We start from the raw sequence: 23,242 nt of genomic DNA on the forward strand, positions 1-23,242 counted from the left end.
GCCCGCACGAACGCAGGAGCGTTCGGCGGCGGTATCGCCATTCCGATGTTCCTGGCCCTGGTCCTGTTGTCCGCAACCGCCCCGCTCGCGACCGATTTGTACCTGCCGGGTCTGCCCACCGTCGCCGATTCTCTCGGCACCACCAACGTGGCCACCCAGCTGACCTTGACCACGTTCATGTTCGGTATGGGAGTCGGCCAGCTGTTGACCGGCGCCCTCTCCGACGGTTGGGGCAGGCGGCGACTTCTGATCGGCGGGACGATCGCCTTCGTCGTCGCGAGCGTTCTGTGCGCGCTCGCTCCCTCGATCGCCGTACTGATTGCTGCCCGACTCTTGCAGGGATTCGCCGGCGGGATGGGAATCGTGTTGTCCCGGGCGGTCATCTCCGATCGTGCCCGCGGCGACAACGCGGCGCGACTGTTCAGCCTGATGATGCTCGTGGGCGCCACCGCACCTGTCGTCGCGCCCATCCTGGGTGGCGTCCTCCTGAGCCCGATCGGATGGCGAGGCATCTTCTGGGTGCTGGCCGGCATCGGCGCCGTCATGCTCCTCGGTGTTCTGACCGTGATTCCAGAGACACTGCCGAAAGAAAAACGACACGGCATCAGTCTCACAAAGCTCGCCGCCAATTTCGGAAAAGTCCTGCGCAACCGCAGATTTGTGGCCTACACGGCCACCCTGGCTCTCTCTTTCGGTGTGATGTTCTCGTACATTTCGGCATCACCCTTCGTGGTGCAGGAGATCTTCGGCTTCTCTGCCTCCCAATTCTCGATCGTGTTCGCGGTCAACTCTGTCGGACTGGTGCTGGCCAGCGCGATAAATGCGCGTCTGATCGGCCGGGTGCAAGTCCGCAGTCTCCTGAGATTCGGCCTGATCCTGATCAGCAGCTCGAGTGTCGTCCTACTCGTCCTGGCCGTGAGCACGCCGGATTCGACATGGCTGTTCTTGCCGTTCCTGTTCGTCACAGTGCTCGGAATGGGTTTCACCATGGGCAATTCGGTCGCGCTGGCAATCGACCAGGCTCACGAGGTCGCCGGCACCGGCTCGGCCTTGATCGGCGCGTCGCAGTTCACCCTCGCGGCCATCGTGTCACCCCTCGTCGGGATCGGCGGCGAGAGCACATCGGTACCGATGGCCCTCACGATGACGATCTGCGCGGTACTTGCCGCTGCCGCGTTCTTACGATCCAGGTAGGCGCGAGTCAGGCGACGCGACCGAACAGCGACTGCGCAGAGCAGGGTTCGGCCGTGTAGTCCGCCACTCCGGCGTCCTGCAAGGTCGCCCAGGCGGTCACCTGGTTTGCCGACAGAACCGGCTTGCCGAGTTCCTTCTCGAGAACCGAAAGAATGTCGTAGGTAGGCAGATTCGTGCACGACACGAAAATCGCGTCGGCATCGGGAGAGTCCGCTGCCCGGATCAGATCGGCGGTGGCGCTGTACGGAATGGTCCAGATGTCGTGGTCGTAACCCAATCCGGCCTGCGAGACCACGGCCCGGCCGGCCTCGGCCAGGAAATCGCAGAGCAAGTCGGTCAGTGATGCCACATACGGGGTGGCAACCGCGATCCGGCGCAGGTCCATCGCGTCCAGCGCCCGCAGTAGCGCTTCCGACGTGGTGATCGCGGCCGGGGCGCCGGCGCCTCGCATACAGTCCGACAACGCGGTGGCACCGGCGAGACCGTGAACAAAACTGCCGGAGGCGCAGGCGTATCCGACGGCTGCGGGCCGGACGCCCAGCACACTGCGCACGGCATCGGCGATCTGGCGGTGTTCACCCAGGGCACTGACCATCTCGACATCAACGGTGCACGCCCTGGGCATCGGAGTGCGGGTGAAGTACAGCGACACCGACCACGGCATCCACCGCCAGAGTTCACGATCCAACGCCATGTCGAACGGACAGACCATACCGATCCCGACATCGGTGCCCGGCGCATCCACCTCGGGCACCGGTTGCAGGAAATGACTGTCCATCAGCCGATGATCGCACCGAGCGATCGTCAGGACAATAGGGTCAGGACCGACACATCCGGTCACTGGCGCCAACGTCACTGGCGTGACAGCCCAACGCAAGGAGTCATCCATGAGCGCAGAGATCCGAGTGCTCGAGCACCCCATGGAATCCGGGCAGGCACTTCGCGTGTTCGGGCGGGCCATGATCGGCCTGGCCGGCATCAACCAGCTCGATCCGGAGCACGTCCTCGAACCGGGACGCTTCCTCGGCGCGGTGGAGTCCGGCACAGTGGTCGCCGGGGCCGACTCGTACACCAGCTGGCTCGCCGTACCTGGCGGCAACCGGGTTCCCCATGCCGCGGTGACCCACGTCGGAGTGTTGCCCACGCACAGACGCCGCGGCCTCGTGCGCGCCCTGATCACCGCACAGCTGAAGGACTTCGCCCGCCGCGGCGAGGTCGTCGCCTCCCTGCGCGCGTCCGAGGCGACGATCTACGGCCGCTTCGGCTACGCCGTGGCGAGCAGTGCAGCATCCATCGAAATCCTCAGTGCACGAGCGGCTTTGCTACCGACCGTCACCGATCCCGGCCCGGTCCGCCTGATCGACGATTCAGCCGGAGGCGGTTCGCTGACCCGGACGATCTATTCCGAAGCCCGCTGGGTCGGCGCGGTGGATCGACCGGACGGCTGGTGGAACCTGCGCGATATGCAACGTGAGAAGCAAACCACACCAAGCTATCTCGTCGTCTTCGACGAGGACGGTGCCGAAACCGGCTACGCACGTTATCAACCCGCCGACCCCGCGCACTGGTTCACCAGCGATCGCCGGGAAGTCGTGGTCGGCGACTTCGTGGCAAATACAGACAACGCGTACCTGGCGCTGGTTCGGCACCTGCTGTCGCTCGACCTCGTCGACGTCATCACGTTTGCGTCCCGCCCGCTCGACGACCCACTGCCCGCGCTGATGAGTGATCCACGCGGAGCCCGGGTGCGCATGGTCGGCGACGAAACCTGGCTCCGCATAGTCGATGTGCAAGCGGCACTGAGCGCGCGGACGTATCGATCCGCGGCACCGGTGGCGATCTCGGTGACCGATGCGTTACTCCCCGCGAACAATGCGACGTTCGAGGTGGGCCCCGAGACCGTGCGCCGCGTCGACACCTCGCCCGACCTCACTGTCGACGTCGCGGGCCTCGCCGCAATCTATCTGGGCGGAACCACCTGGCAGCACCTCACTTTGGCCGGCACTGCGATCCCACACACGAACGCCGCTGTCGAGCGGGCCGACAACCTGTTCGGTACCGCACGACTCCCACATTCCGGAACTGTTTTCTGATGGACGTCGTCACGACACCAACGCTGTCGTGATCACCACATTCTTCTCACCAGGAACAGCCCGTTGACCTTGGAGGTCAGTGGTTCTCGATGACCTCGCGGAAAATCTTGTAGGTGGCCTGGAGGGTCTCCGCGGCGACGGCGGAATCGGCGATCTGACCTGTTGAGCCACATCGCCACGTATCCATCGAGAGATGCATCAGCGAAATGTACACCGACACGATGACGCGCACCTTTGGATCGTCGGTGTCGACTTCCAACCGCTCGGCGACCTTTGCGGTGATGCTTTGGAACTTCTTCTCACCGAGTTCGATACTCCGAGCACTCACCGAGGGCGCGTTCTGAATGATCCGGTTCATCGTCTCGAACCGGGCGAGGTCGACTGCGCCGATCGGGCAGCGGCCACCGAGAATCTGCACCTGTGCGTTCACCAACGCCTCGATCTCGTTGCCGGTCCGAGGCTGGTCGTCCAGCGACGCGGCCATCGAGGTGATCATGTCCTCGATCGGCGCGAGGACAACGTCCTCTTTGGTCGCGAAGTAGCGGTTGAACGTCCGGGGCGAGATGTCCGCGATGTCGGCAATTTGATCGACGGTCGTGGATTCGAAGCCCTGCCGGTCACATAGATCAAGCGCCGCAGCGATCAGCCGATCACGCGTCTGCAGCTTCTTTCGTTCCCGAAGACCGGCCTTGACCTGGCCTGTTCCGGCTTCTGCGAGGGTCACGTCCACATGGTAACCCCAGATAGAGAATTTTGCGCCTGACGCCGCCAATTGGCGATGTCCGAATATTGTCTCTTGACGACTTCTGTCTGAACCTGCCATTATTGGTCACGCGCTTCAATTACACCGATCCACCCAACCTCCAGATTTGAGGATCTCGTGGCTTCTTCTGACACAGCCATCTCCCAAGATTTGCCTGACCACGCAACCACCGAGAAGGTCACCACATCCCAGCCGGCAGGCAACTCACGCCGCTGGTACGCACTGGTGATCATCGCTCTCGCACAGTTGATGGTGGTGCTCGACGCCAGCATCATCACCATCGCAGTGCCGTACGCCCAAGCCGATCTGGATATATCGGACGCAAACCGGCAGTGGGCACTGACGGCGTACACCCTGATGTTCGGCGGCCTGCTCCTCCTCGGCGGACGAATGGCCGACTACCTGGGCCGTCGCCGAATGTTCCTGATCGGACTCGCCGGATTCGCCGCATCGTCGGCTATGGCCGGATTCGCCTGGGATGAGATGTCCTTCTTCGCCGGACGTGCACTCCAAGGCGTCTTCGCGGCAATGCTCGCACCCGCCGCGCTCTCCCTGATCACCGTCACCTTCATCGAACAACGAGAGCGCGCACGTGCTTTCGCTGTCTACGCAGCGGTTTCCGGTGGTGGAGCAGCGATCGGTCTCATCGCAGGCGGCGCACTGACCGAGTACTTCTCGTGGCGCTGGACGCTGCTGATCAACACCCCGATCGCCATCATCGCCGCAATCGGTGGCGTGCTGCTGATCGTCCGCGACCGACCCTCCAAGCGAACGGGCGGATACGATTTACCCGGCGCCATCACCGTGACCCTCGGCCTGATCAGCGTGGTCTACGGATTCACCAAGGCTGCCGAGTCCGGATGGGGTGCGTCGAGCACCGTTATATTGTTCGCCATCGGCGCGATATTGCTGGCCGCGTTTGTGGTGATCGAGGTTCGCACCCCGAATCCACTGTTGCCACTACGCATACCCGGTGACATCAATCGCGGTGGAGCATTCCTGATCGCATTCATCACCCCGACCGCCATGTTCTCGATGTTCCTGTTCCTGAGTTACTACTTCCAGAACACCCTCGGCTACAGTCCACTGAAGGCCGGAATCCTCTTCCTACCGTTCCCGATCACCGTCATCATCTCCGCGGGTATCACCAGTTCGCTTCTGCCGCGATTCGGCCCCCGGCCCCTGCTGATGCTCGGCACCGGCCTCGGCACCCTGGGCTTTCTTTATCTCGCGCAGCTGGATTCGGATGCGACGTGGGTGTCGCACGTGCTGCCCAGTGAAATCCTGATCGCGTTGGGCATGGGATTTGTGTTCGTCTCGTCGCAATCCGTGGCGCTTCATCGCATCAAGGAATCCGACGCCGGTGTCGCCAGCGCACTGCTCAATACCTCCCAGCAGGTCGGCGGATCGGTCGGCATTGCGTTGCTGAGCACCATTGTGGCGCAGGCACTCTCCGGCCAGGGTGGGTCCGAGATGACGCTGAACCCGACCACCGGGGAGCCGGTGCCGGTCAATCCGGACTCGTTCATAGACGCCACCATCCACAGCTACGACGTGGCCTTCTACTGGGGCGCGGGATTCATGATCCTCGCGTTCCTGGTCTCGACGTTCATGATCCGGCTGAACCGCCACTCGCTGGGCGACGAGTCACAGAACGCGGCCGTGGTCGCCGCCTGACAGGCTTTCCAGCCGCATGCAGGTGTTGTGGCACCTGCATTGAACAGGAACCCCTGCACCGATCCCGGTGCAGGGGTTTCTTGGCCTGCAGAGGGTCTATCGGCCCACAGTAGGTTCAGCCCTTGACCCTCACACTGTGTCAGGCTGCAATGTGGAGACTGCCATGATCACCATCGGAGATTTCGCCAAGCTGGGCCGGGTATCGGTCCGGATGTTGCGGCACTACGACTCGATCGGGCTGCTCACACCGTCACGAACCGACCCGCACAGCGGCTACCGATTCTACGCGATGAGTCAGCTCGAACGTCTCAACCGCATTGTTGCGCTGAAAGATCTGGGTCTGCGCCTCGACGAGGTGCGCCAGATCGTCGACAACGAACTGACCGGCTCGGACCTACGCGCGATGTTGCGGCTTCGACGTGCGGAGATCGAGTCCCAGATCCGCTATGACCAATACCGGCTGGCCCGAGTGGAAGCACGGCTCCGACTAATCGAAAGCGAGGACGGCATGTCCACACCATCCATCACCACCAAAACCGTTGCACCGACGAAGAATGTGGGTCTACGCGCGCTGGCCGCCAGCACCACCAACGAGGACATAGGACCCGTCATCCGTCCGCTCTATCCGCGCGTCATCGAGGCGCTCGGCGCCGCGGGAGTGACGCCGGTGGGTCCGAGTGTCGCGTACTACTCCCCTGCTCCGGAAGACTCAGAGGATGCCGTGTGGGTGCACGCGACATTCCCGGTGTTGTCCGAATCCGTCGACGGGCTCGAGACCTTCGAGATCCCGGGAGGCGAGGTCGCGTCACTGATCCACCACGGCGCCATGGATTCGATCGACTCGTCCTACCAGACCCTCAACCGATGGGTCACCGATCAGGGATTCACCCTCACCGGCCAGGGGCGGGAAACCTACCTGGAAATGGCCGACGACGAATCCGACTGGGTCACCGAAGTCCAGGTAGATTTCGTTCGCTGATCGGCGCCTTCCGAATGCAGCGCTTGGCTTTTGAGCACCGGCCGGCCTCATTCCGGCCGGCCGGGTTCGGGATCTCTCCCTGAATCTTTCGGCGGAGGCTCTTTCGGCAGATCTGAAGGTGACACCCCGAACTCACGTTTTCGTTGTTCAAGTTGCTCCAGACGGCGGGACCGCATCAACTCGCGCGCCTCGGCGAGGGCCTCATCGGGATGATGGGCACGATTGACCATCGGTTTACGTTCCGGATCGATGAAGACCGGTGGAATCCACGCACACCGACCCGCATCCGGCCCTTCGGTCAGCATCACCGTCTGCCATTGATTGACCCCCGGCCCGATCAGTTTGTGGTGCTGCGGACATGCCGGTGCCTCATTCACAATGTCAGTGAAACCGCCGAGCAACCAGGCCAGCACGTGATGCGCTTCAGCCCACATCGCCGGATTTGAACATCCCGGCGTCGAACAGCCGCGATGAGCAGCAAACATCGCCAACCGCTGTGACTCGCTCGCCAACCGACGAGCCCGCCCGAAGTACAGGACTTCGTTCGAGTGATTCTCGAAGATCGCCAACGATTTATCGCTGCGCACAGCGAGTTTCACCGCATCCCCGATAGGCAGAATCGTTCCGGTTGCCGTATACGCCACTCCTGAGCCATACGGGCGCGGCTCTGATTTGGGTGTCACCTCCGGCTCCGCATCGACTGGCGCCTCGGCCTCGGCATCGTTGTGGTCGACGTTGTCAGCGACCACATCTCCACCGGCAGGTGATGACTGCACCGCATCGTCCAGCTGGTCTTTGGTCATCGAGATGATCACCTGGACCGGCAGACCACGATGCGACTTCCCCATTTGCCCGGACTCGATCAAATACAACAGCGCGGCCTTCAGCGCATCGTGATTGCGTTGCGCCTGACTACGAATGTCGTTGTCCGCAGCGGCCTGCAGGATGTCTTTGTCCAGGGCCGGATCATCGATCGCACCGGACGGGGACAGCGGGTCTCCAGGATTGTTCATCCCCTTCGCCGCCCAGACCGACAGCATCACGTCGAGCAATGCGCGCGTCACCGGGTCGAGATGCCCCGTGATCTTCGACATCAAGTTCGTGGACTGCTTACCCAGACTCAGGCCCCGATGGCGTGCACGGTCCGAGTCGTCGGTCAACGTTCCATCGGGATCGAGATACTCCACGATGCGGTCACCGATCCGCTCCACCTCTGGCGGGGTGTACCGCTGGCACAGCTGCGCCAACGCGGCCTCGGCGTTCTCCCGCTGTTCCGCATCGACTTTCGAGGGGATCTTGGCCATCACATCCATGACGATCGCCGCATGATCCAGATCGATCACACCGTCACGCAACGCCGCGGCCGTCTCCGGGAACCGCGGTTCGATGACCTCGCCGCTGGGTGTCATCGATGACGTCAGAGCGTCCATTGCTTCCAGTCGCTTACGAGCCACCCCGGGCCGCAGCCGCAGCAGGTTCTTGAGCATCGCGACCGGGGAGCCAAAACCGGCCTTCGAAAATGCCCGTCGCACAGTAACTTCGCGAAGGACCGGCAACCCAGCCGCCTGCAACCGCCGGCTGACGCCCTCGATCCCGTCCACCAACCGGACACAATCCTCATCGGACAACACCGTCAGATTCACCGCGGCCAAATCCGCCACGGCAGCATCCAACCTCGACAACACACCCTCGGGTGTTACATCGAAACCGGTTAGCTCTGACAATTGAGGACCCCTGGGCAGATACGGACGAATACGGGAAGGAGACTTCGGAATGATTCGTCATCAGGGGAATGCGCTGTCTTCGAGTCTATCCCACAGATCTCTCGCTGTCAAACGTATGTTCGATCCACGTCGACGAGCCAATGCCCAGAAAGACAAAACTCCCTGCACCAAATGTGGTGCAGGGAGTTTGTGCCGCGGGCCTGTGGTCAGGCCCGACCGATCAGCCGACCAACAGGGTCTCACCGTCGGCGCTCGTGTTCACCGGGACGACGTCGCCGTCGGTGATGTCACCGGCCAGCAATGCCCTCGCGAGCTGGTCGCCGATGGACTGCTGAACCAGCCGGCGCAGCGGACGAGCACCGTAGAGCGGGTCGAATCCGCGTGTGGCAAGCCACTTCTTGGCGTTCTCGGAGACCTCCAGATCGAGCCGGCGTTGCGCCAGGCGCTTGCCGAGCTGACCCAACTGGATGTCGACGATCGAGACCAGTTGGTCCGGGGTGAGTGCATCGAACACCACGACATCGTCGAGGCGGTTGATGAACTCGGGCTTGAACGCCGACCGCACCGCTGCCATCACCTGATCCTTGGTTCCACCCGAACCCAGGTTGGACGTCAGGATCAGGATGGTGTTGCGGAAGTCGACCGTACGTCCCTGACCATCGGTCAGACGACCCTCGTCAAGGACCTGCAGCAAGATGTCGAACACGTCCGGATGTGCCTTCTCGACCTCGTCGAACAGCACCACCGTGTAGGGGCGACGCCGCACCGCCTCGGTCAACTGGCCGCCGGCCTCGTAGCCGACGTAGCCCGGAGGTGCACCCACCAGCCTTGCCACGCTGTGCTTTTCGCCGTACTCGCTCATGTCGATGCGGACCATGGCATGTTCGTCGTCGAACAGGAACTCGGCAAGAGCCTTCGCCAGCTCGGTTTTACCGACGCCGGTCGGGCCGAGGAACAGGAACGAACCCAGCGGCCGGTTCGGGTCGGCAACTCCGGCCCGGGCCCTGCGCACTGCGTCGGACACCGCTTCGACTGCAAGCTTCTGGCCGATCACCCGGGATCCGAGTTCCTGCTCCATCCGCAGCAGTTTGGTGGTTTCACCTTCGAGCATGCGCCCGGCGGGGATACCGGTCCAGGCCGAAACCACCTGTGCCACATCGTCCGGTCCGACCTCCTCCTGCAACATCACGTCGCCGGTAGAGTCAGCACCCGACTTCGCCACGGCGGCGTCGAGCTCCTTTTCCAAAGTCGGGATCGTGCCGTACCGGAGTTCGGCTGCCCGGCCCAGATCGCCGTCACGTTCGGCCCGCTCGGATTCGCCGCGAAGGGTTTCGAGGCGTTCCTTGAGGTCGCGCACCGAGTCGATGGCGTTCTTCTCTCCCTGCCAGCGGGCCGAGAGCTCGTTGAGCTTCTCGCGCTGGTCGGCCAGCTCCTGGCGGAGCTTGTCCAGCCGTACCTTCGATGCTGCGTCGGTCTCCTTTTCGAGAGCGACCTCTTCGACCTCGAGCCGGCGGACGACCCGCTCGACCTCATCGATTTCGACTGGGCGCGAATCGATTTCCATTCGCAGCCGGGATGCGGCCTCGTCGACCAGGTCGATTGCCTTGTCCGGCAGGAAGCGCGCGGTGATGTACCGATCACTCAGCGTCGCGGCAGCGACCAACGCGGAGTCGGTGATGCGCACGCCGTGGTGCACCTCGTAGCGCTCCTTCAGTCCGCGCAGGATGCCGATGGCGTCTTCGACCGAAGGCTCCCCGACATACACCTGCTGGAAACGACGTTCGAGGGCCGCGTCCTTCTCGATGTACTGACGGTATTCACTGAGGGTGGTGGCACCCACCATCCGCAGTTCACCGCGGGCGAGCATCGGCTTGATCATGTTGCCGGCGTCCATCGCGGAGTCGCCGGTGGCACCGGCACCCACGATGGTGTGCAGCTCGTCGATGAACGTGATGACCTGTCCTGCAGAGCCTTTGATCTCTTCCAGGACTGCCTTCAGGCGCTCCTCGAACTCACCGCGGTACTTGGCACCGGCGACCATCGAACCCATGTCCAGGGAGACGACGGTCTTGCCACGCAGGCTCTCGGGAACGTCGCCGGCGATGATGCGCTGGGCGAGACCCTCAACGATCGCCGTCTTACCGACGCCGGGTTCGCCGATGAGGACCGGGTTGTTCTTTGTCCGACGGCTCAGCACCTGCACGACGCGACGGATCTCGGTGTCGCGGCCGATGACCGGGTCGAGCTTGCCCTCACGGGCAGCGGCAGTCAGGTCGGTGGAGTACTTCTCCAACGCCTGATACGTGCTTTCGGGGTCCGCGGTGGTCACGCGAGCGCTGCCGCGGACCGCAACAAATGCGTCCTGCAGGGCCTGGGCTGTCGCGCCGGCACCGGCGAGCAGCTTGGCTACGTCAGAGTCGCCCTTGGCGAGACCGACAACCAGATGCTCGGTCGATACGTACTCGTCATCGAGTTCACCGGCGAGCTGCTGGGCCGCTGAAATCGCTGCGATGCTCTCCCGGCTCAACTGCGGGGTCGAGCTGGCGCCGGAGGCCTTCGGCAACCCGGCGACGATCTGTTGCGCGGCGCCACGGATCTGAGCAGGGTCAACGCCAACCGCCTTGAGCAGCGGCGCAGCGATTCCGTCGGACTGATCCAGCAATGCGACGAGCACATGGGCAGGCCGGACATCCGGATTACCGGCTGCCGCTGCATCCTGGATCGCGGCCGACAACGCGGCCTGCGTCTTGGTGGTGGGGTTGAAGCTGTCCACGAGTCACCTTCCTTCTAGGTCTATACAAGCAGTTACGGGTCGCCATTGCGCCCGTTCAGAAGGTGTAACGCATCAAGAGTTGAGTCTGTTCCACTCAAGTCTGAATTCTTTGGGGTTTCTCGGCGCACCGAACCGTCTGCCGCGCTCACGCGAAGACTGGACTGGCGAGCGAAAATTCTGGACTACTGGACTGGATCGCCTCAGGAGTCACAAAGTCTGGACGGCGTGTGATCCACGCCACTCTAGGAAACCGCTGATCGTGCCTCCAGCGGTAGGGTCAGTTCGACCACCCGAACGAGGAGACCGCAACACCAATGGCCAAGACGAATGCAGCCCTGATCTGGTCGATCGCGAACCTGATGCGTGGACCGTTCCAACCGAATCAATACGGGGACGTGATCCTGCCGCTGACGATCCTGCGCCGTCTCGACTGCATTCTCGAACCCACCAAGACAGCCGTGCTGGATGAGTTCGAGAAGAAGAAGCGCTCGAACATCCCACTCAAACCGTTCCTGATCGCGAAGTCGGGTTACTCGTTTTACAACACCTCGAAGTGGGACTTCACCAAGCTGGCCGCCGACCCAGAAGGGTTAGCTGACAACCTCATTGACTACATCGCAGGCTTCTCATCGAACGTCGGAGACGTCTTCGACGGCTTCGGCATGGACTCGCTGATCGCGGACCTGGACAAGAAGAACCTTCTGTTCCTGATCGTCAAAGCGTTCGCCAACGTCGACCTGCACCCGAACGCTGTCTCCGCCCACGACATGGGCTACATCTTCGAGGAACTGATCCGACGGTTCGCCGAGTCCAACAACGCGCAGGCCGGTGACCACTTCACCCCACGCGAGGTGATCCGACTGATGGTCGAACTCCTCTTCCAGAACGACGACGAAGTGCTCACCAAGGCCGGCATCGTCCGCACGATCTATGACCCCGCCGCCGGCACCGGCGGCATGCTCTCCGTCGCCGACGAGCACCTCCGCGATATGAACCCCAAGGCCCGCCTCGTGATGTACGGACAGGAGGTCAACGCCCGCTCTTACGCGATGTGCAAGTCCGACCTGATCATCAAGGGCCAGGATGTCGACAACATCTACCTTGGCAACACCCTCACCGACGACGGCTACAGCGGCAGCACATTCGACTACCTACTCTCGAACCCGCCGTTCGGCGTCGAGTGGAAGTCGGCGCAGAAGGCCGTCACCGACGAGCACACCCAGCGCGGGCACGCTGGCCGTTTCGGGCCAGGTCTACCCCGGGTCTCCGACGGGTCACTGCTTTTCCTGATGCACCTGATCTCCAAGATGCGCGCCCCCCGCGACGGCGGCAGCCGCCTCGCAATGGTTCTCAACGGCTCCCCACTGTTCGCCGGCGGAGCTGGATCGGGCGAATCGAACATCCGTCGCTGGATCATCGAGAACGACCTGCTCGACACGATCGTCGCCCTGCCGGTCGACATGTTCTACAACACCGGCATCAGCACATACATTTGGGTGCTCGACAACCACAAGCCCGCAGACCGCAAGGGCAAGGTCCAGCTCATCGATGGGTCAGCCATGTTCGGGAAGATGCGTAAGTCCCTCGGCTCCAAGCGCAAAGAGCTCCGGCCCGAAGACATCGCGACCATTGCGCAACTGTACGTCGAACAGGTCAACGACCCGGGCAGCGTCGATGAGTCGTCGCTGTCGAAGGTGTTCAACGGCGAGGACTTCGGCTACTCGGCTATCACGGTCGAGCGACCCCTGCAGCTGCTGTTCGTGCCCACCGATGAGAAGGTCGACGCGGTCCTCGCACAGAAGTCGATCGAGAGGCTGAAGGCAGGCGAGCAGGCAGCGATCCGCAAAGCCCTGACCGGGCTGATCGGTTGGGAGTGGAACGACCGCGACGGCTTCGTCGGCGAGCTGAAGGATGCGCTGCGCAAGACCGGGATCACGAAACCCGGTGCGCCGCTGGTCAAGACAATATGGTCGACTATCGGTGAGCATGGCGACGATGCGGTGATCTGCACCGATTCGAAAGGCAACCCCGAGCCCGATCCGGCGCTACGGGACACCGAAAATGTGCCGCTGACAGAGGACGTCGAGGAGTACTTCGCCCGCGAGGTCCTCCCGCACGTGCCTGACGCGTGGATCGACCACGCGAAGACCAAGATCGGCTACGAAATCCCATTCACCCGGCACTTCTACCGTTACGTGCCGCCCCGGGACCTAACTGAGATCAAGGCCGACCTGCAGATCCTAGTCAAGGACATAACTGAAATGCTCGCCGAGGTCGGCGAATGAACTGGCCCGCATACCCGGAGTATAAGGAGACTGCGGTCGAGTGGCTTGGAAAGATTCCGATCGGTTGGACTTCCCTTACCCTTCGACACCTGCTAGCGCAGCCCGTAAGTGATGGTCCTCACGAGACGCCTGAGTTTGTCGACACCGGAATCCCGTTTCTGTCGGTCGACGGAATTCAGGACGGCGAGCTCGTTTTTGAGGGTTGCCGCTACATTTCCGAATCGGACCACGCCCGTTTCTCTAAGAAGGCAAGGCCTCAACGAGGCGATGTTCTCATGGGAAAGGCGGCCTCGACCGGGAAGATCGCCCAAGTCAAAACGAGCCAGGAGTTCAACGTCTGGTCTCCTCTCGCGATACTTAGACCGAGGGTGGGCTTGTGCACCTCCGCGTTCATGGAGTACTTCCTCAAGTCTCTTGGCTCGCAGTACGAGATCGATGGACTGTGCACCAACAACACTCAGAAGAACATCAGCATGGAGGACATTCCACGCCTGAACTTCGCTTTACCTCCAGTACGCGAGCAGGAAGTCATCGCAGACTTCCTCGACCGCGAGACAGACAGAATTGATTCGCTCATTGTCAAGCAAAACCAGCTGATCGCCACCCTGCACGAAGACCGCACCGCCACCATCACTCACGCCGTCACCAAGGGGTTGAATCCCGACGCCGACATGAAAGACTCCCGCCTTGATTCCCTGGGCGAGATTCCGGCTAATTGGAGGGCCGCGCCACTTAAGCACGTGTTACGTGCAGAAACTGGGGCAATCAAAGCAGGTCCCTTTGGCAGTGACTTGACGGCATCAGAAATGACAGGAAACTACGCGAAAGTATTCAATCAGCGGGCAGTCTTGGATCGCGACCCGCTTGCGGGACCTGAGTGGGTTAGCGAATCCAAGTATCAGGCCATGAGGGTGTTTGAGGTAGTGCCCGGCGACGTCTTGGTCACCACCAGGGGGTCGATTGGGCGTGCCTTCGAAGTGCCGGTTACTGCACCGCGGGGAGTGCTTCATCCGTGCGTGATACGTATCAGGGTCGATCAGAGTCTGCTAGTGAACGACTTCCTTCTCTTACTTCTGAATGAAAGTCCGAGTCTCCGTCAGCAATTCACGTTTCTGAGTAACGCGACGACGATTGAAGTGATCTATTCAGCCACGCTCGCGTCGTGCATCGTCCCCATCCCGCCGCTAGCAGAACAGAAGGAGATCGTTGACTACCTGCAATTGCGATGCGGCAAAATGGATCTGCTGATCGCGAAGGCAACGGAAATGGTAGCGGTGCTGCGCGAGTACCGGGCGGCCTTGATAACGGCCGCAGTGACCGGCAGAATCGACGTTCGAGAGGCTGAGTAGACCGATGGCCCAGCACAATGAGATTGAGTTCGAGCGGGAAATCTGCGAACACCTGGCCGCCCACGGCTGGGAGTATTCGCAGAACGACAACGGCTATGACCGGGAGCTCGCATTGTTCCCGGAGGACGTTTTTGGTTGGCTGGCCGACACACAACCCGAGCAGCTGGCGAAGCACCTCAAACCGGGACTGACCGGACCGGCGCTGGAATCCGCCAAACACGGTGTGCTGCAGGCCCTGTCGAAGACCCTCGATGCTGATCCGGCGAAAGACGGCGGCACCCTGTCGGTGCTGCGCCGTGGGTTCAAGCACATCAACGCCAAGTTCGCGATGTGCCAGTTCGCGCCGAACACCACGCTCAATACGACCACCGCCGAGAAGTACGCGAAAGTCCGGCTGCGGGTGACGCGGCAAGTCCACTACTCCACCCGCTGCAACAACAGCATCGACTTGGTGTTCTTCGTCAACGGATTACCCGTCGCCACAGCGGAACTCAAGACCGACTTCACCCAGAACATCACCGACGCAATCCTGCAGTACAAAACCGCCCGATTACCGAAGGGCGAGCCACTACTCGCGTTCGGATCGCGTGCGCTGGTGCACTTCGCAGTCTCGAACAGCGAGGTGGAGATGACCACCAAGCTCGCCGGGCCGAGCACCGTGTTCCTGCCCTTCAACCGAGGAAACCAGCACCACAAAGGCAATCCAGCCAACCCCGAGGGCTCGCCGGCCGCCTACCTGTGGGAGACGATTCTCGCGCGCGACACATGGCTGGACATTCTCGGCCGGTTCATGCACTTGGAGATCCGCGACAGCGTCGACCCGATCACCGGGACGAAGTCCCGGAAGAAGACAATGCTGTTCCCGCGCTACCACCAGTGGGAGGTTGTCACCCGCCTGGTCGCGGCCGCCCGAACAGAGGGGCCCGGACACAAATATCTTGTCCAGCATTCGGCGGGCTCCGGCAAGACCAACTCGATTTCCTGGCTGGCACACCGGCTTTCAGGTTTGCATAACGATGCTGACGAGAAGGTGTTCGACTCAGTCATCGTTGTCACCGACCGCACGGTCCTCGACTCCCAGCTGCAGGAGGCGATCAAGCAGATCGACAAGGTGCACGGCGTCGTCGCCCACATCGACGGACTCGGTGGCTCGAAGTCCCAGCTGCTCGCCGACGCCCTCGCCGCACGGACCCCGATCATCATCGTCACCATCCAGACATTCCCGCACGCCCTCGACGCGATCGCCGACCGTGCCGAACTGGCATCGCGCTCGTTCGCGATCATCGCCGACGAGGCCCACTCCTCCCAGGCGGGCGAGGCGTCGAAGCGGCTCAAGGACGTGCTCTCGCCGGGCGAGTTGGTGGAGCTGTCCGACGGCGGCAGCATCGACACCGAGGACATCCTGGCGGCACAGATGACCGCTCGGGCATCGACACCGAACATCTCGTTCTTCGCATTCACCGCCACCCCGAAGGGTAAGACCCTCGAACTGTTCGGCCGCCCCGGCTCGGACGGATTGCCCGCGCCGTTTCACTTGTACTCGATGCAGCAGGCCATCGAAGAGGGCTTCATCCTTGACGTCCTGACCAACTACACCCCCTATAAGACGGCGTTTCGCCTCACCCACAACGGCCGCGCCTACGAGAGTGATACCGACCGGACCGGCGGCACTATCGCCGTGAAAACCGACGGTCCGGCCGGCGAAGACCTGGTGGACAAGTCGGCGGCGATCACGTCAGTGATGAACTGGGTGAAGCTGCACCCGACGAACATCTCCCAGAAGGTGCAAATCATCGTCGAGCACTTTCGGCAGAACATCGCCTGGCGGCTCGATGGCAAGGCCAAGGCGATGGTCGTCACCTCCTCCCGCAAGGCGGCCGTGCGGTACAAGGTGGCGTTCGACAAGTACGTCGCCGAGCACGGTTACACCGACGTCGCGGCGTTGGTGGCGTTCTCCGGGGAGGTGATCGACACCGATACCGGGCCGGACAAGTTCACCGAAACCTCGTTGAACCCACGGCTCAACGGTCGGGACCTACGCGATGCGTTCAATACCGACGAGTACCAGGTGATGTTGGTGGCCAACAAGTTTCAGACCGGGTTCGACCAGCCGCTGCTTGTGGCGATGTATGTCGACAAGAAGCTCTCCGGTGTCGCCGCGGTGCAGACCCTTTCCCGGTTGAACCGGACGTTGCCGCCGAAGAAGGACCAGACCTTCGTCCTCGACTTCACCAACGACCCCAAGGACATCGTCGACGCGTTCGAACCGTACTACGAGGCCACCACCCTCTCGGGGGTCACCGACCCGAACATCATCCACACCCTGGCGTCGAAGTTGGACATGGCCGCGATCTACACCGACAGCGAGGTCGCCGGCTTCGCCGAGGCGTTCGTGGCGGGCAAGGGCAACAACGCACTGACCGGGTGGATCACTCCGGCCCGGCAACGGTTCCGCGACGGCGAACACCAAGCGATCGCCAACAACGACCAGACGGCTCGGGACGAGCTGGACATGTTCCGCAAGGACGTCTCCACCTACATCAAGCTGTACGACTTCCTGTCCCAGATCGTCGACTACGAAGACCCAATGCTCGAAGCCCGGTCACGGTTCCTCAAACACCTCGCGCCAACGATCACCAGCGAGCAGATCAACCACGAAATCGATCTATCAACCGTGCAATTCGACTACATCGACCAACACAAACAAGCCACCGCCAAGAACAAGCTGACCGGGGAAGCAACCGTCGATCCAATGCGCGAGGCCGGCAGCGGCGTCGTACGAGATCCAGAGCTGGTTCGGTTCGAGGAGATCATCGCCAAGATCAACGACCTGTTCTCCGGCGAGCACACCGAGGCCAGCACCCGAGCTGTTGTCACTCACATCCGCGACAAACTCACCGAGAGCGAGACGCTGCAGGAGCAGGCGAAAGCGAACTCACTGGCCCAATTCTCGGCCAGCCCCGACATCAAGACTGTGTTCACCAGCGCGGTCATCGAATCCATGAAGGCGTCCGAAGACCTGTCCGGCCAGATCCTCTCCAGCGAAGCCATCGCCCAGACCCTCCTGGACGCACTGCTGCCCGACATCCACCGAGCCCTCAACGACGCCGAGCGCGGAGATGTGCAATCTGAGATGGCAGCAGAGGTCAGGTACACGCCCGACGAGCAGACCATCGACCACGGGCAGTCGCAGTAGGCTTCACGCCGCTCGGATCGTGGTAAGCCTTGGCACTCCGGCATTTCGGCGGTTGCCACTCGACGGTGGGTGTTTGCGTCGGTGGAGTGGACTGGCATCTCGTCGACGCGCTATCGGTAGCCACCCGAGACACACGTTTTCGCCGACATCGGCCCGCTCATGCACCCGCTGGAGTGGACTTCGGATCTTTCACCGCACGGTCGCTGGCGTGAGGTCAAGATTTGTTCCATCCCAAAAGAAGAGCCATCTCCCTGCGCGCAGGGGTTAGCCAAACGACTACCAAGCGATGCTGGGGTTCGGTTGTGCTGGCGGTAGTCCCGTTGTATCCATTGCGATCGCTAACTCTGGATACCGACGCGAGAGAGCCACGCGAGCGCTAATATCCATGACATCGGAGCCTTGAGTGCCCTACGACCGGAAAGGTTCGCAAGTAGTGGTCAGGTCCCGATCCGTGCGTTGTCATCCCCGGTCGCTGGCTTGCGTTGCTTTCGCGTCCCCCGGTAGCGCAGTCGGTTGGCGCACGGGTCCTCCTCATCTTGCAGCGCCCCAACCAGCGCTGTTCCCCGAGCGACCCGCTAGTCTTCGCCACTGCGAACGCGCTCTGCACATGGCGCGTGGACCGCCCATATCTCTTGTCCCTGTGATGATCTCGCGGCATATAGCCATGTCACTTTCGGGGCCAGATACACAGAAAGCCGGGCTGCCACCCGGCTTACTGCTTCACCACGCAAGCGCGTGGACCAACCACTATTTCGAAGGATATACCCCATGCCTAGTTTTGTGCACCCTTTTCCACCCATGCCTCTCTCAGCCCCCACTCGTACTCACCGAGGGCTGGCATGACTACTCAGCGCCCCACAGCACCTCGCGTCCCCGCGCGCGGGGGAACTCGCCGGATGGAGACTGACCTGCGCACACTGTTCGGCAACCAGATGCGCCGCGACGATGCCGAACGGGTCCTAGAAGACGACGAGGCGGTCAGCGAGTTGGCCTCTTCCGCGACGGTGCTGCTCTGGGACGGCAAGCACGTCCTCGAGAACGCGTTCACCGGTCTCGGCGACGTCGAGCTTGCGCCTTTGCATCCTGTGCGAAGAATCGGCACGCACCACAAGGCACGATCCAAATTCGCCTATCATGCAACACAATTCGGCGGCCATTCGCACTTGGTGCTAGCCGAGTCGCTACTCGAAGCCGCCTGGCTTCGTCAGTTCGACCGACGTGCACAGCACTGGGGGTACATCGGGCAGCCCGCGGTCGTGCGATGGCAGTACGGCTCAAAAACACTGATCCACATACCCGATGTGCTAGGGCAGGACATCGACCACCATCACTGGTTCGCCGACATCCGATATTCGGATGGTATGGACACCTTCACCGGTCGTGTCATGGACCGTCTGATGCGCGAGACCTGCCGTCAGACCGGCACCGACTACGAGATCTTCACGGACATGAAGCCTGAGCGCAGAGCGAACCTGTCGGTATTGGCGATGCGTCGATGGCGAAACCCAGTCACGGTAGCGGACTGGTGGCCGGATGTGGACAAATCCCGACCCGCCACCATGATGTGGCTGACCGAGGCGGCCGGCGGAGGCCCTGTCGGACTAAGCCGCGCGATTCGTGTCGTCGCGCAGTGCCACGCCGACATCAAACTCTCTGAACCGATCTCAATGCGCAGCCGCCTGACCTGGAGGTCGTCCAATGTCTGAGACCTCCCGCCTCTTTCGGGCCAGTGCCAGCTGGGTTTACAACGGCACCTCACACACCATGGTCGCCGTCAACGCGGACAAGTTCCCTTCGATGGCCATACTCAGCAATGACAAGACCGGGGAGATGTGCGAAGTTCCGCTACTGCAGGCTATTTCGGGACACTCGCACTGGGTAACTCCAGCGCGGGAGCCGGATGCTGACATGGAGACATCACTCGAGCTACTATCGCCGAAGAATCGCGCGACAGCTTTCGAACGAGCCTCGCATATCCGCGAAGTGCTGTGTGGCAACAAAACTGGAGAGCCGTTCAACCCAAGAACCTGTGACCACCGGTTCGACCCCGCACGATACGACATCGACAAGCGGATGAACGCCAAGATCGCAGACCTCAAAGGCATCCGGGGTTACAGCCGATCAACCCTCTTCGAACTTCGGCAGACCTACCTGGCGACCAAAGGCAACGTTGCCGCATTGGCACCCGGCGGCATTCCGGTACCTAGCGACCCCCGGATCGGAATCAAAGACAACATTCTCGACCTCATCTCCGCCACAGTCGCCATTCTCAACAGTGAGAAAACGTCGAGCACCAACCTAGACGCCAAGATCGTCGCAGTCCGTGTCGCGCTCGACAACGCCGATGTCATAGACCCAGCATTGACCGCGCGGCGTCTGAAGAAGCTGATCAAGTTGTACCAGAGGGGAATCCCACAGGACAGCGCAGTCCAACGCCGAAACAAGGAGTCGCGCAACATCTCCGGTCATCGGCGACCAAGGCCTTCGCGACCGCTCGAGCGGGTCGAAGTCGATGGAACACCACTGAACATCGAGGTCTTCGACCACGATAGCGGCGAATCGTTTCGCCCTCACGTCCTCGTTGCGACCTGCTGCGCGACGAAACTCTTTCATACCCGCCTGTGCGCGGACCGTCCCACCACACGTGATGTCAAGCTTCTGTTGTTCGAGATGATGCGTCCCATCGTGCTACCCGATATTGAACGCGATCACCTGATAGCACTGGGCATTCCCGAACAGCTTGTCATCCACCAAAGCGACGAAATCGGTGCCGTTGTTGTGGACAACGGTGGCGAGATGGTGGGAGTGTCCATCATCGACCTCGCACTACGGTTCGGTATCGACATCGAAGGATGCCGATCCCGCACCGGCTCCGACAAGGGGCAAGTTGAATCGGCGAACGCCTCCCTTGACCTTATGCAGCAGTGGTTCGCCGGGTACGTGGGCAATAGCTCACATAAGCGGGGCAGCGAAGTCAAGGCAGCGATGAGCTTTCGCGCCGCCTCACGCATCGTGCAGGAGTTCGCCCATACGTTCCATCCTTATCTGCCGCACACCGGGTTGCCGGCCGACCCGCACGAGACCACCCTGCTAACTCCGGCGCAAGCGTACGCACGCGCGCTCGCCCGTGGAGGTTGGGTTGAGACGCGAATCCATGCTGACGATGTGTTCGGCCTCCTCGACTCTGCGGTTGCCGCGGTAGATTCGGGCGTGGTCCGGCACGACGGCCTCAAGTACGCCAGCGCGGAACTGAACTACATCACCCGCGAAACGAACCCGTCGGGCAAATACGAGAAGACCGTCCGTATCCACTTCGACCCCGCCGACAAGTCACGGACGTTTTTCTACTCCACCGAACGTGAACGATGGTGCGAGCTTCAGGCGATTCACGATGACGGCACCGCAGTCGAGCCGTTCAGTGACATCTTAATGTCGGACTACATGTTTGAACTCCGTCAGAAGAAGTTCTCACCCGACGAAAAGCTCAACGCGCAGTCAGCCTTCGTCCACTTCTGTAATCGCATCATCGAGACAGAACCGGGCAAGTGGGCGCACGACCGGGCCAAACTGCAGACCGCGCTGCCGTCTCCGGAGGGCACTCCCAACGCCAAAAGGCCAAACGTCTCCGAGGACAAGCGAACGAAAGCGTTCCCCGTGGACGTGTCCATCTACGAGATCGATGACTTCGAGATGGCCAAAGTCTATGTCTTGGAGGATGACTGATGACCACACAACGAATCACGCGCCCGCTCAACGTCTACGACCGCTTCGACCTCGTCAAGTTCGTTCGCCGCATCGACGAAATGCCGCCTCCTCCCTGCGCCCTTTCGGACAACCCCGCGCTCGTCGCGAATTGGATCAGGAAGATCGGGCCTATTGAGACCAGCGACGTGACTGACCTCCATCAGCTCATGGTGAACCTACTCATCGAAAATGGATCGTCGGTCAACGGTGCACGACAGTGGCTGGCGATCGATGGTCCGCCACTGGTAGGCAAGACTCTCGCGGTGACAGCAGCCGCGTTGCGGATTCACGACTGGCTCTGCGACAACCAGGCGGACGACGTCGCTGCTCCCTTCGAACACATTCCAGTCGTGATCATCTCTGGCAACCTGGGTGACGGAAAACTCGCACGGACACTGCTCGACAAGATCGCGCGGTTCATCGGAGTCCCGCTACCAAGTCGCGGCGGCTTCGCCGCAGCGCTCGATTGCCTCGAAGCAGCGATGCGCAACGTCGGCACGCTGCTCATCGTCGTCGACGACGCACATTTCATCAAACGCAGCAGCGGAACCCGCGCGCTCACCGACCACCTGAAGGACATCATGACGGCACTACCTGCAAGCTTCGTGTTCGTGGGCGCAGGCCTTCAACAAAGCGCACTGCTCCACGTTCCATCCGAAACCGTCGCGCCACGTTCAGGCCGAGAGCAATCCGGCTCAAAAGTACTCACCGAAGGTGCGTTTCAGCGGTCTCAGTACTCCGCAGTCGAGCAACTTCGACTGCGCATGCAGTACTTTCCGATGCGGCCACTACCCTCCGGGGATAGGAAGCAACCCGACGATCGCTTCATCGAGCGCATGCTCTCGATGATCGACCAGCTAGACAGGGTCGAAGGGTTCGACCCGAAGCATCTCCGAACGATCACCGCGCTAAAGCAGATCAACGCACGGGCAGGAGGCCGTACCGGGCGGGGACTCAAACTCATCGCCCGAATCGCCTCCCTCGCAGCCGACATGGGCGTCTCACCCACCCGCGCACACGTCTATGCCGTGACCGGCATGAGCGATGAGGAGATCGACCGTGGTTAGGTTCCCGCTCACTGACCAGCCACTCCCGGACGAATCGCTAGATTCCTGGCTCGAATATCTGGCGAGGCTTTTTCGATGCACGGTCCGCGACGTCCTACTAACCTGCGGAATCGAACCTGGTCAACGCTCCTGGGGATTCTCTACCGGTGTCACAGACGATTTCGCAAACAAGGTTGCCACCGCCACCGGCGCACCAGCTGAGTCGATTCGCAACGCAACGCTTCACCGCTATCGAGCCGCACTAGGAGAACCCGACACCGGCCGACTTCGTCGGGTCTTGACAACCGGACACGCCAGCAAGTACTGCCCGCTCTGCCTACAAGACTCCCGTGACAGGTGGAACCTCCGGTGGTACCTGCAAACAAGCGTCATCTGCTCAACTCACCTTTGCGTTCTTC

At 61.7% G+C, this 23,242-nt stretch carries 14 protein-coding genes and 1 pseudogene; 11 read left to right on the forward strand and 4 right to left on the reverse strand.

The genetic code is table 11. The features are described from left to right. The first annotated feature begins 45 nt into the window (after window positions 1-45). A complete protein-coding gene (locus H290_RS0106995; RefSeq protein ID WP_020106069.1) occupies window positions 46-1,194 on the forward strand; it encodes a multidrug effflux MFS transporter in 1,149 nt (382 codons plus the stop codon). A 7-nt stretch (window positions 1,195-1,201) separates the two neighbouring features. On the opposite strand, the gene H290_RS28010 is transcribed toward H290_RS0106995, so the two are convergent. Continuing rightward, window positions 1,202-1,972, reverse strand: a complete 771-nt coding sequence (locus H290_RS28010; protein WP_020106070.1) for a hypothetical protein — start codon at window positions 1,970-1,972, stop codon at window positions 1,202-1,204. Window positions 1,973-2,081: 109 nt separating this feature from the next. Here H290_RS28010 and H290_RS0107005 point away from each other — a divergent pair, with 109 nt between their 5' ends. After that, the gene (locus H290_RS0107005; RefSeq protein ID WP_020106071.1) at window positions 2,082-3,287 is read left to right on the forward strand and encodes a GNAT family N-acetyltransferase; all 1,206 of its coding nucleotides are present in this window, start codon (window positions 2,082-2,084) and stop codon (window positions 3,285-3,287) included. A 76-nt stretch (window positions 3,288-3,363) separates the two neighbouring features. On the opposite strand, the gene H290_RS0107010 is transcribed toward H290_RS0107005, so the two are convergent. Beyond that, a complete protein-coding gene (locus H290_RS0107010) occupies window positions 3,364-4,011 on the reverse strand; it encodes a TetR/AcrR family transcriptional regulator (RefSeq protein WP_231373526.1) in 648 nt (215 codons plus the stop codon). A 156-nt stretch (window positions 4,012-4,167) separates the two neighbouring features. On the opposite strand from H290_RS0107010, the gene H290_RS0107015 reads away from it, so the two are divergent. Together H290_RS0107015 and H290_RS0107020 are read left to right on the forward strand one after the other, a co-directional pair. Next, window positions 4,168-5,727, forward strand: coding sequence for an MFS transporter (locus H290_RS0107015; protein ID WP_231373527.1), 1,560 nt, complete (start codon window positions 4,168-4,170; stop codon window positions 5,725-5,727). Between the two features lie 163 nt (window positions 5,728-5,890). Further along, window positions 5,891-6,706 (forward strand): MerR family transcriptional regulator, encoded by an 816-nt coding sequence (locus H290_RS0107020; protein ID WP_028462895.1) that lies wholly within the window; start codon window positions 5,891-5,893, stop codon window positions 6,704-6,706. 47 nt (window positions 6,707-6,753) lie between these two features. On the opposite strand, the gene H290_RS30125 is transcribed toward H290_RS0107020, so the two are convergent. Together H290_RS30125 and clpB are read right to left on the reverse strand one after the other, a co-directional pair. After that, entirely contained in the window at window positions 6,754-8,367 is a 1,614-nt protein-coding gene (locus H290_RS30125; RefSeq protein ID WP_196809511.1) for an HNH endonuclease signature motif containing protein, read from the reverse strand. Window positions 8,368-8,650: 283 nt separating this feature from the next. After that, the gene (gene clpB / locus H290_RS0107030) at window positions 8,651-11,203 is read right to left on the reverse strand and encodes an ATP-dependent chaperone ClpB (protein ID WP_020106076.1); all 2,553 of its coding nucleotides are present in this window, start codon (window positions 11,201-11,203) and stop codon (window positions 8,651-8,653) included. A 314-nt stretch (window positions 11,204-11,517) separates the two neighbouring features. On the opposite strand from clpB, the gene H290_RS0107035 reads away from it, so the two are divergent. From H290_RS0107035 to H290_RS32005, 7 genes and pseudogenes are all read left to right on the forward strand, one after another. Then, window positions 11,518-13,488, forward strand: a complete 1,971-nt coding sequence (locus H290_RS0107035; RefSeq protein ID WP_020106077.1) for a class I SAM-dependent DNA methyltransferase — start codon at window positions 11,518-11,520, stop codon at window positions 13,486-13,488. Then, window positions 13,485-14,837, forward strand: coding sequence for a restriction endonuclease subunit S (locus H290_RS0107040; RefSeq protein ID WP_020106078.1), 1,353 nt, complete (start codon window positions 13,485-13,487; stop codon window positions 14,835-14,837). Before H290_RS0107035 ends, H290_RS0107040 begins: the two co-directional genes overlap by 4 nt. Window positions 14,838-14,841: 4 nt before the next feature. Continuing rightward, entirely contained in the window at window positions 14,842-18,033 is a 3,192-nt protein-coding gene (locus tag H290_RS0107045; RefSeq protein WP_020106079.1) for a type I restriction endonuclease subunit R, read from the forward strand. Window positions 18,034-18,929: 896 nt separating this feature from the next. After that, complete coding sequence (locus tag H290_RS0107050; RefSeq protein ID WP_020106080.1) at window positions 18,930-19,739, forward strand: hypothetical protein; 810 nt, start codon at window positions 18,930-18,932, stop codon at window positions 19,737-19,739. Window positions 19,740-20,106: 367 nt separating this feature from the next. Next, the gene (locus H290_RS0107055) at window positions 20,107-21,756 is read left to right on the forward strand and encodes a transposase (RefSeq protein WP_196809512.1); all 1,650 of its coding nucleotides are present in this window, start codon (window positions 20,107-20,109) and stop codon (window positions 21,754-21,756) included. After that, window positions 21,756-22,844, forward strand: a complete 1,089-nt coding sequence (locus H290_RS0107060; RefSeq protein ID WP_020106082.1) for an AAA family ATPase — start codon at window positions 21,756-21,758, stop codon at window positions 22,842-22,844. Before H290_RS0107055 ends, H290_RS0107060 begins: the two co-directional genes overlap by 1 nt. After that, window positions 22,822-23,229: pseudogene (locus tag H290_RS32005) on the forward strand (TniQ family protein); the annotation flags it as partial. The gene H290_RS0107060 and the pseudogene H290_RS32005, both read left to right, overlap by 23 nt. Window positions 23,230-23,242: the final 13 nt, after the last annotated feature.

Origin of the sequence: Nocardia sp. 348MFTsu5.1 (assembly GCF_000383535.1) — a bacterium.
Classification (GTDB): Bacteria; Actinomycetota; Actinomycetes; order Mycobacteriales; family Mycobacteriaceae; genus Williamsia; species Williamsia faeni.

Coding starts and splice junctions, on each gene's coding strand:
- H290_RS0106995 (WP_020106069.1), top strand. CDS start 46: ATGTTCCTGGCCCTGGTCCTGTTGTCCGCAACCGCCCCGCTCGCGACC.
- H290_RS28010 (WP_020106070.1), bottom strand. CDS start 1,972: ATGGACAGTCATTTCCTGCAACCGGTGCCCGAGGTGGATGCGCCGGGC.
- H290_RS0107005 (WP_020106071.1), top strand. CDS start 2,082: ATGAGCGCAGAGATCCGAGTGCTCGAGCACCCCATGGAATCCGGGCAG.
- H290_RS0107020 (WP_028462895.1), top strand. CDS start 5,891: ATGATCACCATCGGAGATTTCGCCAAGCTGGGCCGGGTATCGGTCCGG.
- H290_RS0107035 (WP_020106077.1), top strand. CDS start 11,518: ATGGCCAAGACGAATGCAGCCCTGATCTGGTCGATCGCGAACCTGATG.
- H290_RS0107040 (WP_020106078.1), top strand. CDS start 13,485: ATGAACTGGCCCGCATACCCGGAGTATAAGGAGACTGCGGTCGAGTGG.
- H290_RS0107045 (WP_020106079.1), top strand. CDS start 14,842: ATGGCCCAGCACAATGAGATTGAGTTCGAGCGGGAAATCTGCGAACAC.
- H290_RS0107050 (WP_020106080.1), top strand. CDS start 18,930: ATGGAGACTGACCTGCGCACACTGTTCGGCAACCAGATGCGCCGCGAC.
- H290_RS0107055 (WP_196809512.1), top strand. CDS start 20,107: ATGAACGCCAAGATCGCAGACCTCAAAGGCATCCGGGGTTACAGCCGA.
- H290_RS0107060 (WP_020106082.1), top strand. CDS start 21,756: ATGACCACACAACGAATCACGCGCCCGCTCAACGTCTACGACCGCTTC.